The organism is Neorhizobium sp. NPDC001467 (assembly GCF_050275975.1).
Classification (GTDB): domain Bacteria; phylum Pseudomonadota; class Alphaproteobacteria; order Rhizobiales; family Rhizobiaceae; genus Neorhizobium.
In genome coordinates, this window is record NZ_JBNNPS010000012.1 from 1 (window position 1) to 14,751 (window position 14,751).

Genomic DNA, 14,751 nt, shown 5'->3' on the forward strand with positions numbered 1-14,751 from the left:
GATGACGCGCTCACCGGCGAGCACCTTGCGTACGGCTTCCGCGAGTTGGGCCGCGGGGGCGTCCTTGACGAGGAACGCGTGGGCGCCGGACTCCATCGCCGTACGGAGATAGCCGGGGCGGCCGAACGTGGTGAGGACGACGACCTTGAGGGCGGGCAGGTGCTCGCTGAGCTGGGCGGCGGCCTCGATGCCGGTCATGCCGGGCATCTCGATGTCCAGGAGCGCCACGTCGGGGCGGTGGGCCTGCGCCAGGCTCACCGCCTCGCGGCCGTCCGCCGCCTCCGCCACCACCTCGAAGTCGCCGCCCGCCGCGAGGATCGCGCTCACGCCCGCCCGGACCATCGCCTCGTCGTCCGCCAGCAGCACTCGGATCATCTCGCCCACTCCCGCCTCTGTTCCTGCACCTGGTCCGTTGTGCCTGGCCTGGGGATCACACTCTTCTCCAGCAGTTCGTGGCGGTCGTCCTTGTCGAAGCAGAGCCTGAAGTGGTCCACGGGGACGAACAGTTCGCCGCTCGCCCTGTAGTAGCGGCAGTCCGTTCCCGGTGGTGGTGGGGTCGGCGCCCGGTCCACCGGCGGGTCGCTGATCGTGCGGTCCGGCAGCCGCGGGACCGTCTCCTCCAGCGGCGTTCCGATCTTCAGGGCCACGTACGCGGTCGGCGTCAGCACCGCGTGCGTCTTCGTGTACGCGTACCAGGCGAACGCCCCTCCGATCAGGACCGCCCCCACCGCTGCCGCCGCCCCGAACGCCACCCCGACCCTGCGGTGTGCCAGGCGCCTCGCCGATGTGAAGAGGGCCCCCGGTGTTGCGGTGTCGGGGCCGGCTGTCTTCCTGGTCGGGATGTTGGCGCTGACGCGGTAGCCCTCCCCGTGCGGGCCGGCCTCGAACGAGCCGCCCAGTGCCGTGACGCCGGCCCGCAGGCCGATGAGGCCCGTGCCGCTGCCCGCCGGGCCCGCGCGGTGCCGGGGGCGGCCGTTCGTGATGTCCACCGTCGTCCCGCTCTCGTTCTGCGCGTGTTCGACGGTGACGGGGGCTCCGGGGGCGTGCTTCGCCGCGTTCGTCAGTGCTTCCTGGATCACTCGGTAAGTGGTTCGCTAGTTCGTCACGATGTCAGAGCGTGAAGTCACGCTGAAAATCTATGTCGAACACGGCAAGGAAGACCGCGCCCACTACGCCATGGACGCGTTGAAGCGCTCCATGAAGTGGGACGAGGAACGCTTTGGCCGCGAATACGATCTCGACATTTTCCAGATCGTCGCGGTCTCAGACTTCAACATGGGCGCCATGGAGAACAAGGGCCTCAACGTCTTCAACGACAAATATGTTCTGGCCGACCCGGCAACCGCGACCGACCAGGATTACGCCAATATCGAGGCGATCATCGCCCACGAATATTTCCACAACTGGACCGGCAACCGCATCACCTGCCGCGACTGGTTCCAGCTGTGCCTGAAGGAGGGTCTCACGGTCTATCGCGACCACGAGTTTTCCGCAGACATGCGCTCGCGCGCGGTCAAGCGTATTGCCGAAGTGCGCCACCTGAAATCGGAACAGTTCCCGGAAGATGCCGGCCCGCTCGCCCATCCGGTGCGCCCGACCGTCTACCGAGAGATCAACAATTTCTACACGACGACCGTCTACGAAAAGGGATCGGAAGTCACCCGCATGATTGCGACCCTGCTTGGTGCCGAGGGCTTCAAGAAGGGCATGGACCTCTATTTCGAACGTAATGACGGCGATGCCGCCACGGTCGAAGACTTTGTCAAATGCTTCGAGGATGCCACGGGCCGCGATCTGTCGCAGTTCTCGCGCTGGTATCATCAGGCCGGCACGCCACTTGTCTCCGTTTCCACCGCCCATGATGCGGCCGCCGGCACCTTCACACTGACGCTCGAACAGACGATCCCGGCCACACCCGGCCAGGCGAACAAGGAGCCGATGCATATCCCGCTGTCCTTCGCGCTGATCCTCGACAACGGTTCGATTGCCGAACCGGCATCGGTGTCCGGCGGTGAGGTGACCGGCGATGTCCTGCATCTGACCGAGCGCAGCCAGACCTTTGTCTTTGCCGGCATCTCCGCGCGTCCGGTCCTGTCGCTCAACCGGTCCTTCTCGGCGCCGATCAACCTGTCCTTCGATCAGACGACCGAAGATCTGGTCCACATCGCCCGCCACGACACCGACCTCTTCTCGCGCTGGCAGGCGCTGACCGATCTCGCCCTGCCGAACCTCGTCAAGGCGGCAGGCGACGCCCGGGACGGCCAGCCGGTCACCTGCGACAAGGCCTTCATCGCCGCGCTCCTGGAAGCTGCCGCCGACGAGACGCTGGAGCCGGCCTTCCGTGCACAGGCATTGGCACTGCCGAGCGAGGCAGACATTGCCCGCGAACTCGGCGGCAACAACGATCCGGATGCCATCCATGCCGGCCGCCAGGCCGTGCTTGCGGCAATCGCAGATGCCGGCCGTGACACTTTCCTGTCGCTCGTTGACGCGATGCGGGTCGAGGGTGCGTTCACGCCGGATGCAGAGAGCGCCGGCAAGCGTTCGCTGCGCAATGCGGCCCTCGGTTATCTGGCACTGGCCGAAAACACCCCTGCACGTGCTGCCGAAGCTTTTGCCAAAGCCGACAACATGACGGACCTTGCCCAGGCGCTGACGCTGCTTGCGCACCGCTTTCCGGCATCGACCGAAGCGCGCGAAGCCCTCGACACATTTGCCGAGCGCTTTGCCGACAATCCTCTCGTCATCGACAAGTGGTTCCTGATCCAGGCGACCATTCCGGGTGACGATGCGCTTGCCCGCGTCAAGGCACTGATGGCGGACGAAAGGTTCAACGGCAGCAACCCGAACCGCGTGCGCTCGCTGGTCGGCGCGTTTGCCTTCTCCAACGCCACCGGCTTCAACCGCGCCGATGGCGAAGGTTATCGCTTCCTCGCTGGCCAAATCCTCGCGATCGACCCGAAGAACCCGCAGCTCGCGGCCCGCATTCTCACCGCGATGCGCTCCTGGCGCTCGCTGGAATCCGCCCGCGCCGACCATGCCCGCGCGGCCCTGATGGACATCGAGCGCGCACCGCAGCTGTCGACCGATGTGCGCGACATCGTCGAGCGCATGCTGAAGGCCTGATCGGATTTCAGGTCTGAACGAAATCGACGCCGGGGTTTTGCCCCGGCGTTTCCGTATGTGCTTTACGCTTCGAAATACCGGGCGATCAGGCCGCGGCAATAGTCCGGCGACGGTTCGCGATCGCCGAACAGGATATGGTAGACGATCGGCGCGATGATCAGGTCGATGGCCAGATCCACGTCAAGCTCGCCCTCGCCGCGGGCCAGAGCGCGCGCGCGCAGGGTCTCGAGATGCCGGGTGGTGAAAGCGCAGCATTTGATCGCTGCCGTATTGCCGCCGGACAGAACGTCGGTCAGCATGTCCCGTCCCACCCTCGTGGACATTTCCTCGGCATATTGCAGAATGAAGGCTTCCAGATCGCTCTCCAACGCGCCGGTATCATCCGGGTCGGCGATCGGCCGCATATGGGCAACGGCCACATCCGCCAGAAGATCGGAAAGATCGCCCCAGCGGCGGTAGATGGTCGAGGGCGTCACCCCCGCCCTTTCCGCAATCATTGGCACGGTGATCGCGCTGCGGTCCATCTCCTGCATAAGCTCGTGCACGCTGCGATGCACTTCCGCCTGAATGCGCGCGCTGCGCCCGCCCTGGCGGACCATTTCCTTTGCCACTCGCCTCTCCCTGCCGCTCGCCGCATCGGTATTCTTAATGCAAAGATATTGCTTTAGTAGCAATACGCAACTACATCACCTTAACGCAAATATTTTGCATTAAGGTGATCCCATGCCGCAAGCGCCCCACCCGCGAAACCACAGCCGGATGATGGTCTACAGTTTTTTCGGCGCCGCGCTGATCTCGGCCACCAGCAGCGCCCCGACGCCACTTTACGGCGTCTATCAGACGCTGTTCCATCTGTCCCCGGGCATGGTGACGCTGATCTTCGGCGCCTATGCCTTTGCGCTCCTAGTCGCCCTTCTCATCTTTGGCAGCCTGTCGGACTATCTGGGCCGCAAGCCATTGATCCTGATGGCGTTCGCCCTCAATGCGCTGGCCCTTTGCCTGTTCATTCTCGCACAGTCGGCGGGGATGCTGTTTGCGGCACGCATCGTCCAGGGTCTCGCCACCGGCATCGCCTTCCCCACATTCGGCGCCACGCTGCTCGACTGCGACAAGACCCGCGGACCGCTCCTCAACAGCATCACCGCCTTCATCGGCCTGATGATCGGCACGCTCGCCGGCGGCGTGCTTGCCGCCTTCGCTCCCTTCCCGACGCAACTCGTCTATGTGCTGCTGCTGGCGTTCACGCTCACCGCCATGCTGGCGCTGGCCGGCATGCCGGAAACCGCGTCGCTGCGCTACGGCGCGCTTGCCGCGCTCAAGCCGAATGTGGCCGTGCCCCTCGGCGCACGGGCCAGCCTCCTGCGGCTGAGCCCGGTCAACATCGCCGGCTGGTCGCTCGGAGGCTTCTATCTGTCGTTGATGCCGTCGCTGGTCAGCGCCGTCACCGGCATCCGTTCGCCCTTTGTCGGCGCTGCCGTCGTCGCCACGCTGATGCTGTCCGCCACGCTCTCCGTACTTGGCCTGCGCAGCATGGCGCCCCGGCTAGCGCTGAAGATCGGCACCGGCAGCCTGATTGCCGGCGTCACCGTCACCCTGTTCGGCATTGGCGCGCAGGCCGTCGCCCTGCTGTTTCTCGGCACTGCCATCGCCGGGCTCGGTTTCGGCTCGAACTTCGCCAATGTCCTCAAGCTGGTTCTGCCGCTGGCGCAGGGCCATGAACGGGCGGGCCTGTTTGCGGCCTTTCTCGTGCAAAGCTATCTCGCCTTCTCGCTGCCGGCAATTCTGGCCGGCCTTGCCGCTCCCTGGGCGGGCCTGCCAAACACGGCCTTCGCCTATGGCGCCGGCATCATGACGCTGGCGCTGGTTTCCCTCGCCGCAACGCGCAGTCGGCACGTCGGAGCACAGTCCGGCCTCTGAGGCAAGGGGCTGAGCCGGTCCGAATCGTCAGTGGAATCAATTCGTTAAAAATTTGTTATCGCCCCTCTGGACATGAAGAATCACTAATGATTCACTGTCTTCAGTTCGCGGGCGGCACTGCGAATCATCACGAGGTTCAAACGAACGGTCACCATGGCGAACGTGCAGCGGGCAACCGCAGCCGATGAGCGGCTGCGTCTCAAATTTCCTGTCTTCACTGCGCTACGCAGCCTGATGTCCGGCGGCGGCCTTTCGCTGCGACCGATCCTGTCCAGCCGCATTCCGCGTGCAGAGCTTTTCCTGAAGCGTTCCATTCCGCTGCTCATCATGGCCTTCCTGATGGTCATCGCCGCCTCGCGCCTGCTGGCGCTGGTGTCGGAACATGACCGGCTCCAGGGCGCCTCGCGCGAAACCACGCGCCTCGTCGCTGCCACCGCCAGCGCCGCCTTTGCGGGCAATGCCCAGAGTTTTGCCGGCAGCGATCGCGCCGCCGCCGAAGCGCGTCTGTTCGCCTTCCTGCCGAAGGATCGCTTCGAGCCGGGCGCCTTCATCATGTTCGTCAATGCGTCGGGCACGATCTTCGGCGGCTCTTCCGGTGCCGCCCCCTATATCGGGCGCCGGCTCGACGCGCTGTTGCCGGAAACCGCGGCGCTGCGCCGTTTCGACGACCAGGACGGCATTATCGAAACCGTCTTCAACGACATGCCGCTTTACGCGGCCATCCGCCCCGTCGGGACCGATGGCGGCCTGATCATTTCCGCCCAGTCCCTGGTCGAATCCAACGCGCTCTGGCGCCAGCAGGTATCGCTCAACGTCACCCTGTTTGCCGGAATTTCCGCCATCCTGCTGATCGTGCTTTACGCCTATTACATGCAGGTGAAGCGCGCCCGCGACGCCGACGAGATCTTTTTGGAATCCAATCTGCGGGTCGAAACGGCGCTGTCGCGCGGGCGCTGCGGTCTGTGGGATTTCGATCTGCCCAATCGGCGGCTCTACTGGTCGCGGTCGATGTATGAGATGCTCGGCCTGCCGCCCGGCGGCAACATGCTGACCTTTTCTGATGCCGCCCGCATGATGCATCCAGCCGATGGCAACCTCTTTGCGCTTGCCCGCGCCGTCGGTCGCGGCAATGCCAAGCAGATCGACCAGGTGTTTCGCATGCGCCACGCGGCCGGTCACTATGTGTGGATGCGGGCCCGCGCCCAGGTGATGGAGACCGGACAGGGCAAGACCCATGTCATCGGCATTGCCATGGACGTTACCGAACAGCACCGCCTCGCCCAGCGCTACGCCGAAGCCGACCAACGTCTGGCCGATGCGATCGAATGCACGTCGGAAGCCTTCGTGCTGTGGGACAAGAACGACCGTCTCGTCATGTGCAACGAGCACTACCAGCAGGCCTATGGCCTGCCCGACACCGTGCTCGTGCCCGGCACCGAACGCAACAAGCTGATGATGGCCGCCGCACGTCCGGTGGTCGAGCGAAGGGTTGCAGATCCCGATATCAGCGGCTTTTCGCGCACCACCGAAGTGCAGCTTGCCGATGGCCGCTGGCTGCAGATCAACGAGCGCCGCACCCGCGATGGCGGCATGGTCTCGGTCGGCACCGATATCTCGCTTCTCAAACGCAACCAGGAACGCCTGCGCGAAAGCGAACGCCGCCTGATGGCGACGATCGGCGATCTCTCCTCCTCGCAAAAGAAGCTTGAGCGCCAGAAGGCCGAACTGTCGCTCGCCAACAGCAATTATCAGGCCGAGAAGGAACGCGCCGAAGCCGCCAACAAGGCGAAATCGGAATTTCTGGCTAATATGAGCCACGAGCTGCGCACGCCGCTCAACGCCATTCTCGGCTTCTCCGAGGTTCTGGTGAACGGCATGTTCGGCCCGGTCGGTTCCCCGAAATACAGCGAATACGCACGCGACATCCACGACAGCGGCAAGCACCTGTTGAACGTCATCAACGATATTCTCGACATGTCGAAGATCGAGGCCGGCCACATGATGGTGCAGGCCGAGCGCATGGATCTGGCGCCGCTGATCGAGGAAAGCCTGCGTCTGACGGCCATTCTTGCGCAGGAAAAGGGCGTCAGCGTCAATCACCGCCTCACCGACAGCCTTGCGATGGTCGGCGATCGCCGTGCCATGAAGCAGATCCTGCTCAACCTCCTGTCCAACGCGGTGAAATTCACCGACAAAGGCGGCCACGTGGAATTGCGCGCCCGGCGGACTGACAAGGGCCTGATGCTGTCGATTGCGGATACCGGCATCGGCATCCCGAAAGCGGCGATGAGCAAGATCGGCCAGCCGTTCGAACAGGTCCAGAGCCAATATGCCAAGAGCAAGGGCGGATCGGGCCTCGGGCTTGCCATCTCCCGTTCGCTGGTGGCGCTGCATGGCGGACGCATGCGCATCCGCTCGCTGATGGGCAAGGGCACGGTCGTGTCGCTCTATATCCCGCACCAGCAGCTTGCCGGCACCACACTGCACAAGCGCGCCGGCTGAACCTTTTCTACCCGCGCACCGACACCACGCGGCCGAAAATCTCACGTCCCGCCTTCGACAGCCGTTTGACCTCGCCCTCCAGCATTTTCAGGTCGGCGCAATCGCCGGCGCGACACAACTGTTCGATCAGGCCCTGCGGTGCCTCGCCGGGATCGAAATCGCCGTCGATACACAGGCGCACCGTCTGCGAGAGCGCGGTGAACAGCGCAAGCGCGTCCAGCGCCGTGTCGAGATCGCCCGGCGCCATCATCTCAGCCCCGAGCGCCTTCAGCGCCTCGGACGTGCTCATCCCTCGCGTATCTGCCCTTACTCCGCGCGCGGGGGCGATCAGCCGCAGGTACTGGGCCATGAATTCGAGATCGACCAGGCCGCCGGCGATCAGCTTGAAATCCCATATGTCCCTGGGCGGCTTTTCCTGCGCAATCAGCGCCCGCATCTCAGCGACTTCGGCCGTTACCCTTGCCACATCGCGCTTCTGTGCGAGCACCGCGTCGATGATCGCATCCACCTCGTTTTGCAGACTGTCGTCGCCGCATATGACCCGCGCCCGCGTCAGCGCCAGATGCTCCCAGGTCCAGGCCTCTTCGCGCTGGTATTTGCCAAAGGCGTTGATGCGTGTCGCGACCGGTCCCTTGTTGCCGGAGGGGCGCAGGCGCAAGTCCACTTCGAACACGATGCCTTCCGCCGTCGGCGCCGAAAGGGCGGCGATCAGCCGCTGCGTCAGCCGCGCGAAATAGCGCATCGCATCGAGCGGTTTCGCCCCCGTCGATTCGTCAGCCGTGTCGTCGTAATCGTAAAGCAGGATGAGGTCGACATCGGAACCCGCGGTCAGTTCGAAACTGCCAAGCTTGCCCATGCCGAGCACGATCACCCGCCCACCCGGAAACGGTCCGTGCGCCGCCTCCATCTCGCCCAGCACGGCGGAAAGCGCACGCTCGATCAGAAGATCGGCGAGATCGGTGAAGGCCCGCGCCGCCGCATCGGCGGTAATCGCGCCGGTCAGCAGACGCACGCCGATCAGGAACCGCTGTTCGGCGGCAAAGATGCGCAGCCTGTCGAGCACGTCTTCATGATGGGCGGACGTGCCGACGAAGGCATGGAGCCGCCCGGCAACCTCCGTCTTGGCCGGCATTTCCGCCATCAGTCGCGGATCGAGCAGACCATCGAAGACATGCGGTCGCGCTGCAATGATATCGGCCATGCGCGGCGCCGATGAGAGAATGGTGACGAGCAGCGACAGCAGGGCCGGATTGCTGCCCAGAAGCGAAAACAGCTGGATGCCGGCCGGCAGGCCCGACAAAAAACTGTCGAAGCGCAAAAGCACGTCATCGGGGCGTCTTCCGGCCGCAAAGGCGCTCAACAGGTCCGGCATCAGGGCCGTCAGCCTTTCGCGCGCCTCGGCCGATTGCATGGCGCGGTAACGACCGGCATACCAGGCGCGGATCAACCGCGACATGTCGGAAGCGCGCTCGAAACCCAGCGTGCTCAGATGATCCAGTGTCTTCGCATCGTCCTGTCCGGCCGCAAAGATCAGCGGCGCCCTTGCCTCGCCGCCCTCCGGCTCCTTCTCGAACAGGCGGGCATAACACCGCTCGACGGTGCGAAGCACCGTGTCCATGCGCGTGGAAAACGCGGCCGTATCGGCAAATCCCATCATCAGGGCGATGCGCTTCAGCTCGGCTTCCGTGGTCGGCAGTTTGTGGCTCTGTTCGTCGCGCACCATCTGGATACGGTGTTCGACATCGCGCAGGAACCAGTAGGCCGCCGTCAGCTCGCGTTCCACCACCGGCGTGATCCAGCGGGCCTGCGCCAGCGCCGCCAGCGTCTCGTCGGTGCGGCGCGAGCGCAGATCCGTCATGCGGCCGCCGGCGATCAGCTGCTGCGTCTGCACAAAAAACTCGATCTCGCGAATGCCGCCGCGCCCCAGCTTGACGTCATGGCCCTTGACCGCGATATCGCCATACCCCTTATGCGCATGGATCTGCCGCTTGATGGCGTGAATGTCGGCAATTGCCGCGTAATCGAGGTATTTCCGGAAAACGAAAGGCTGCAGCTGCTTTAGAAACAGCGTACCGGCCGCAAGATCGCCGGCAACCGGCCGCGCCTTGATATAGGCGGCGCGTTCCCAGTTCTGGCCGCGACCTTCGTAATAGATCATCGCCGCGTCCATCGAGACGGCGAGCGGCGTCGAGCCGGGATCGGGCCGCAGCCGCAGGTCGGTGCGAAACACATAGCCATCGCCGGTGCGCTCCTGCAGGATCCTCACCAGCCGGCGCATCATCCGCCCGTAGATTTCCGAGGCGTCGAGCGGATCGGGCAGGATACCGGCATCGGCCTCGTAGAAGACGACGATATCGATATCGGAGGAATAGTTCAGTTCGCCGGCGCCATGCTTGCCCATGCCGATCACCGCAAGCCCGCTGTCGCGGCTCGGCGCGTCGGGATCCGGCAGCTTCAGCTTGCCGCCGGCATGCGCATTGAGCAGCAGGTGATCGATCGCGGCGGCAACGCAGGCATCGGCCAGCGCGGTCAGCCAGCGGGTGGTGTCGAAGGCGGAAAAGATGCGGGCCAGATCGGCGATCGCGATCACGAAAGCGGCTTCGCGCTTGGCGCGGCGCAGCGCCACCATGACTTCGGCTTCGGTGGGAATGGCGCCATTCACATCTGCGCGACAGCAATTGCGGGCACGGTCAACGAGACGCGCGAGAAGCGGCTCCAGCGGCTCGTTCATGGCGGCGGTGAGAATGGAAGGTGTAATCGTCGCCGTCTCGCGCAGATAAGGCGACAGGCTGAAGGCCGCGACGACGAAATTCCTGAGCGGGCTGTCTTCGGCAAGCAGCCCAGCGATTGCCGGTTCGGCGGCCGCCATCTCCTTCAGCGCGGCCGTTGCGGCCTTGGCTTCCGTCTTGTTGAATGGCTGGATGACATCCGCCTTCACCGCATCGAGCCGGTTTCCGGTCTCCGACATGGGCACCTCCTGGTTACTCCCCGTCGAAAGCCTATAGCATCTGGCAGATGGATGTATCACCTTTTGACTGTCGACAGCACTACGAACCTCTCCGCCGTCATCCTCGGGACAAGCCCAAGGATGACGGAAAGACCAATCGGCATGTCGACGTCCACCGAATCAGGGTGCAGTCACCCCTTCACCACCGGAAACACCATCGTTACCGTCAGGCCCGGAAGGGCCGCCTCATCGCCATTGGTCGATGAAAGCTCGAGCGTTCCGCCATGCAGTTCCATGACCGCTTCGACCAGCGACAATCCGAGCCCTGTGCCCGGTTTGGTGCGGCTCTCGTCAAGCCGCACGAACCGCTTCTTCACCTCGTCTCGCTTGTTGGCCGGAATGCCCGGCCCATTGTCACACACGGAAAGCCACAATCCGTCCGGCGCCTTCATCAGCTTCACCAGGATCGTCTTGTCGCCATCCGCGTCGGCCGCGTATTTGATCGCATTGTCGATCAGGTTGAAGATCGCCTGGCCGATCAGTTCGCGATTGCCGTTGACGCTCAAACCCGGCTCGATCTGCGTCGTCAGAACCAGACCCGCCTCATCCGCCACGGGCTCGTAAAGCTCGGCGCAGTCGGCAGAAATGGCGGACAGTTCGACCGGCGACATTTCGGCGGCAATCGATCCTGCCTCCACCCGCGAAATCATCAAAAGGGCGTTGAACGTGCGGATCAGCTGGTCGGATTCGCCGATGATCCCCTCCAGCGCGTTGCGGCGCGTGGTGTCGTCGTCCTCGCCGAGCGCATCGGCGGCCTTGTTGCGCAGCCGCGTCAGCGGCGTCTTCAGGTCATGGGCAATATTGTCGGAGACCTGCCGCAGGCCTTCGTTCAGCTTTTCGATCCGCCCCAGCATGGCATTTAGGGAATCAGACAAACGGTCGAACTCGTCGCCGGAGCGGCCGACCGGCAGCCGCTGCGAAAGATCGCCGTCCATGATCTTCTGGCTCGCCGCCGACATCCGGTCGATGCGTTTCAAGGTATTGCGGCCGATGCCGAACCAGATGATCAGCGCGCCAACGCCCATGATCGTCAGCGCCACCATCAGGGCCTGGCGCACGATCGTGCGAAAACGACTCGGGTCGCCAAGGTCGCGCCCCACCATCATCCGCAGGCCGTTATCGAGCTGCTGGACGTTGGCGATGGCGAAATGCCGGCCCGGGCGCGGCGATTCCGAATAGGGCTCGTAGGTGAAGGGCAAGTCGGTCCAGCCGATGGTCTCAAGCAGGCCCGGCTGCACGGAGGCCACATTGCCGGCCAGCATTTCCCCGTTCGGTCCGGCGATCACGTAAAGGTTCGCCCCCGGCTGCCGGGCCCGGCGTTCCATCATGCGCAAAAGCAGGTTGACGCCGCCGCGCTCATAGGCGCGCTGGATGTCGTTGATCTCTTCCTGCACGGTCTGCCGCGTCTGCTGCACCAGCAGCCGTTCCGACATCGCCGTCACATAGAAGACGAGGAAGGCGGCGCACAGCGCAAACAGAATGATATAGAGGCCCGACAGCCGCACGGCAGTCGACCGCAGCATCAGACGAAGCCTCGTCGAAAAGCGGGTCACGCCTCGTCCTTGATCATGTAGCCGGCGCCGCGAATGGTTTTCAGCAGTGGCTTGTCGAAATCCTTCTCGATCTTGGCGCGCAGCCGCGACACATGCACGTCGATGACATTGGTCTGCGGATCGAAGTGATAGTCCCACACATGTTCGAGCAGCATGGTGCGGGTCACGACTTGACCGGCATTCTTCATCAGATATTCGAGCAGCCGGAATTCGCGCGGCTGCAGCAGGATTTCCTTGCCCGCGCGCTTCACCTCATGGGACAGGCGGTCAAGTTCGAGGTCGCCGACACGGTAGACCATGTCCTGTTCCGGCGCGCCCTTGCGGCGGCCCAGCACCTCGACACGGGCCAGCAATTCGGAAAAGGCATAGGGTTTGGGAAGGTAATCGTCGCCGCCGGCGCGCAGGCCCGTCACGCGGTCATCGACCTGGCCCAGCGCCGAAAGGATCAGCACCGGCGTGTTGACGGCGCGTTTCCTCAGCTCCGAAATGACGGAAAGCCCGTCGCGGCGCGGCAGCATGCGGTCGATGACCAGCACGTCATAGGTATTTTCCGTGCCCATGAACAGGCCGCTGTCGCCGTCGCTCGCATGATCGGCCACGATGCCCGCCTCGCGAAAGGCCTTGGTCATGTAGGCGGCGGCTTCGAGATCGTCTTCAATCACCAGAATCTTCATGTGCGGGACAATAGCCTCGCGCGCGGCTTCGGTAAAAGCGGATTTCGTCACGCCGATCTTCTCGCCCACATCCTGATCGCGACTGGCGTCCATCTTGCCTCTCCCTTGAAACATGAAGGGCGTCCGAACGGCTTTCGCCCGGACGCCCCCTTCCCATCACGACTGACGAAACATCAGCCCTCGTTGATCGGCAGCGCCACGAACCGGCTCGTCCCATTGGCCTCGATCTGGAACAGCGCGCGGGTACGGCCGTCCTTCTTGGCCTGCTCGACGACCTTCTTGAGGTCGGCGGCGGAAGAGACTTCCTGGTTGTTGACCGAGGTAATGGTCTCGCCCTCCTTGATGCCGCGCGAAGCCGCTTCGGAATCGGGGTCGACATCGGTGATCGTCAGGCCCGCGCCCTCATCGGAAGGCTGCACGCTCATGCCGAGGCTGGCGAGCGCCTGTTCGGTCGACGGCCTGGTGTCTTCCGCGCCGGACGCTTCTGCATTGACAGCTTCGTCGGCGGCCATGTTGCCGAGCGTGACCGGAACTGACTGCGACTTGCCGCTGCGCCAGATCGAAAGCTCGACCTTGGTATTGGGGGCAAACGCCGCCACCTTCTTGGCGAGATCGCGGGCATCCTCGACCGGATCGCCGTTGACGGCGGTGATCACGTCACCCTGCTTGATACCGGCCTTGAGACCCGGGGAACCCTCCTGCGGAGCAACGACCAGCGCACCCTTGGGCTCCGCCAGGCCGAGGCTTTCGGCGATATCCTTGTTGACCGGCTGGATCTGAACGCCGAGCCAGCCGCGCTCCACCTTGCCGTCCTTCATCAGGTCGGCGACGACATCCTTGGCGGTCGAGGCGGGGATGGCAAAGGCGATGCCGACATTGCCGCCGGAAGGCGAGAAGATCGCGGTGTTGATGCCGACCACTTCGCCATTGAGGTTGAAGGTTGGGCCACCCGAATTGCCGCGGTTGACAGCGGCATCAACCTGGATGAAGTCATCATAAGGGCCAGAGCCGATGTCGCGGCCACGCGCCGAAACGATACCCGCCGTCACCGTTCCTCCGAGGCCGAACGGGTTACCGACGGCCACGACCCAGTCGCCGACCCGCGTCTTGTTGTCGTCGGCGAAGTTGACATAGGTGAACTTGCGGTTCTCGACCTCGACCTTCAGGACCGCAAGATCGGTGCGGCTGTCCTTGCCGATCAGCTTGGCGTCGAGTTCGGTACCGTCATTGAGCACGACCGTATAGGCCGAACCGTCGGAGACGACGTGGTTGTTGGTGACGACATAGCCGTCCTCGGAGATGAAGAAGCCGGAGCCCTGGGCGGTCGGGCGCAGGTGATGCGGACGCTGCGGGCCGCCGCGCTCGGCGCGGTCGCGTTCACGCGGGCCGCCCTGCTGGCCACCGAATTCGCGGAAGAAGCGCTTCAGCGGGTGATCGTCCGGCAGGTTTTCAAAACCGCGACCGCCAAAGGAGAAACCGTTGCCGCGTTCGTCATTCGACGCCGTTTCGGCATCGGTATCGGACTGGACGCGGACCGAGACGACGGCAGGCGAGACGGCCGACACGACATCGGCAAAGCTTGGAACCTGCGGCGCGGTCACGGTGACCGGGGCTGCGAAGGAGTTGACAACCTGGGCCGGAATACCGGTCGAAAGCATGACCGCTGCAAGACCGGCAACGGTGGTGGTCTTCAATACGGTCTTCAGCGAGGGGCGGCCGAATGTGCTCTTGGGCATGGTGAACCTTCTTCTCTTCAAGTGGTGCGCCGCGGGGGGACGACTGCGGTGGATGAAGAGAGATATAGGGGCGTCCACCTTAACTGCACCTGTCCGCTGAATGAAATCTTGGTAATGTTGGAGACCGGATTTGTCGCAGGAGCGAGACCGGCAGGGAGCGGACCCGTTGTCCGCCCGCATGCGATCCTCGGCCATGCGGGACATATCTGACACCGAGACATGTTCCGACGACTTAA

The 14,751-nt window shown here is 64.0% G+C and carries 9 protein-coding genes and 1 pseudogene; 3 read left to right on the plus strand and 7 right to left on the minus strand.

Features of this window, described 5'->3' with window-relative positions:
- A partial coding sequence (locus ACQKKX_RS18370; protein WP_427572709.1) for a response regulator occupies nt 1-375 on the minus strand: 375 nt, incomplete at its 3' end.
- Complete coding sequence (locus ACQKKX_RS18375) at nt 372-1,079, minus strand: ATP-binding protein (protein WP_427572711.1); 708 nt, start codon at nt 1,077-1,079, stop codon at nt 372-374. The genes ACQKKX_RS18375 and ACQKKX_RS18370, both read right to left, overlap by 4 nt.
- 19 nt (nt 1,080-1,098) lie before the next feature.
- Here ACQKKX_RS18375 and pepN point away from each other — a divergent pair.
- A pseudogene (pepN, locus tag ACQKKX_RS18380) lies at nt 1,099-3,126 on the plus strand (aminopeptidase N); the annotation flags it as partial.
- A gap of 62 nt (nt 3,127-3,188) precedes the next feature.
- Here pepN and ACQKKX_RS18385 read toward each other — a convergent pair.
- Nucleotides 3,189-3,737, minus strand: coding sequence for a TetR/AcrR family transcriptional regulator C-terminal ligand-binding domain-containing protein (locus ACQKKX_RS18385; protein WP_427572712.1), 549 nt, complete (start codon nt 3,735-3,737; stop codon nt 3,189-3,191).
- Between the two features lie 112 nt (nt 3,738-3,849).
- Here ACQKKX_RS18385 and ACQKKX_RS18390 point away from each other — a divergent pair, with 112 nt between their 5' ends.
- Together ACQKKX_RS18390 and ACQKKX_RS18395 are read left to right on the plus strand one after the other, a co-directional pair.
- The gene (locus ACQKKX_RS18390) at nt 3,850-5,043 is read left to right on the plus strand and encodes an MFS transporter (RefSeq protein WP_427572714.1); all 1,194 of its coding nucleotides are present in this window, start codon (nt 3,850-3,852) and stop codon (nt 5,041-5,043) included.
- A 153-nt stretch (nt 5,044-5,196) separates the two neighbouring features.
- Nucleotides 5,197-7,545, plus strand: a complete 2,349-nt coding sequence (locus ACQKKX_RS18395) for a PAS domain-containing sensor histidine kinase (protein ID WP_427572716.1) — start codon at nt 5,197-5,199, stop codon at nt 7,543-7,545.
- 7 nt (nt 7,546-7,552) lie between these two features.
- Here ACQKKX_RS18395 and ACQKKX_RS18400 read toward each other — a convergent pair whose 3' ends face one another.
- The 4 genes from ACQKKX_RS18400 to ACQKKX_RS18415 all read right to left on the minus strand — a co-directional run bounded on the left by ACQKKX_RS18400 (nt 7,553) and on the right by ACQKKX_RS18415 (nt 14,515).
- Nucleotides 7,553-10,513, minus strand: a complete 2,961-nt coding sequence (locus ACQKKX_RS18400; protein WP_427572717.1) for a bifunctional [glutamine synthetase] adenylyltransferase/[glutamine synthetase]-adenylyl-L-tyrosine phosphorylase — start codon at nt 10,511-10,513, stop codon at nt 7,553-7,555.
- 170 nt (nt 10,514-10,683) lie between these two features.
- Nucleotides 10,684-12,075 carry a sensor histidine kinase gene (locus tag ACQKKX_RS18405; RefSeq protein WP_427572719.1) on the minus strand — a complete coding sequence of 464 codons (1,392 nt, stop codon included), beginning with the start codon at nt 12,073-12,075 and terminating at the stop codon, nt 10,684-10,686.
- 26 nt (nt 12,076-12,101) lie between these two features.
- On the minus strand, nt 12,102-12,872 hold the full coding sequence (locus ACQKKX_RS18410; RefSeq protein WP_427572721.1) for a response regulator transcription factor: 771 nt from the start codon (nt 12,870-12,872) through the stop codon (nt 12,102-12,104).
- Between the two features lie 80 nt (nt 12,873-12,952).
- Nucleotides 12,953-14,515: a Do family serine endopeptidase gene (locus tag ACQKKX_RS18415; RefSeq protein WP_427572723.1), complete on the minus strand. Its 1,563-nt coding sequence runs from the start codon at nt 14,513-14,515 to the stop codon at nt 12,953-12,955.
- Nucleotides 14,516-14,751: the final 236 nt, after the last annotated feature.

Excerpts from the sequence above, each read along its gene's own strand:
- ACQKKX_RS18390 (WP_427572714.1), top strand. The coding sequence starts at position 3,850 with ATGCCGCAAGCGCCCCACCCGCGAAACCACAGCCGGATGATGGTCTAC.
- ACQKKX_RS18405 (WP_427572719.1), bottom strand. The coding sequence starts at position 12,075 with ATGCTGCGGTCGACTGCCGTGCGGCTGTCGGGCCTCTATATCATTCTG.
- ACQKKX_RS18415 (WP_427572723.1), bottom strand. The coding sequence starts at position 14,515 with ATGCCCAAGAGCACATTCGGCCGCCCCTCGCTGAAGACCGTATTGAAG.
- ACQKKX_RS18395 (WP_427572716.1), top strand. The coding sequence starts at position 5,197 with ATGGCGAACGTGCAGCGGGCAACCGCAGCCGATGAGCGGCTGCGTCTC.
- ACQKKX_RS18410 (WP_427572721.1), bottom strand. The coding sequence starts at position 12,872 with ATGGACGCCAGTCGCGATCAGGATGTGGGCGAGAAGATCGGCGTGACG.
- ACQKKX_RS18400 (WP_427572717.1), bottom strand. The coding sequence starts at position 10,513 with ATGTCGGAGACCGGAAACCGGCTCGATGCGGTGAAGGCGGATGTCATC.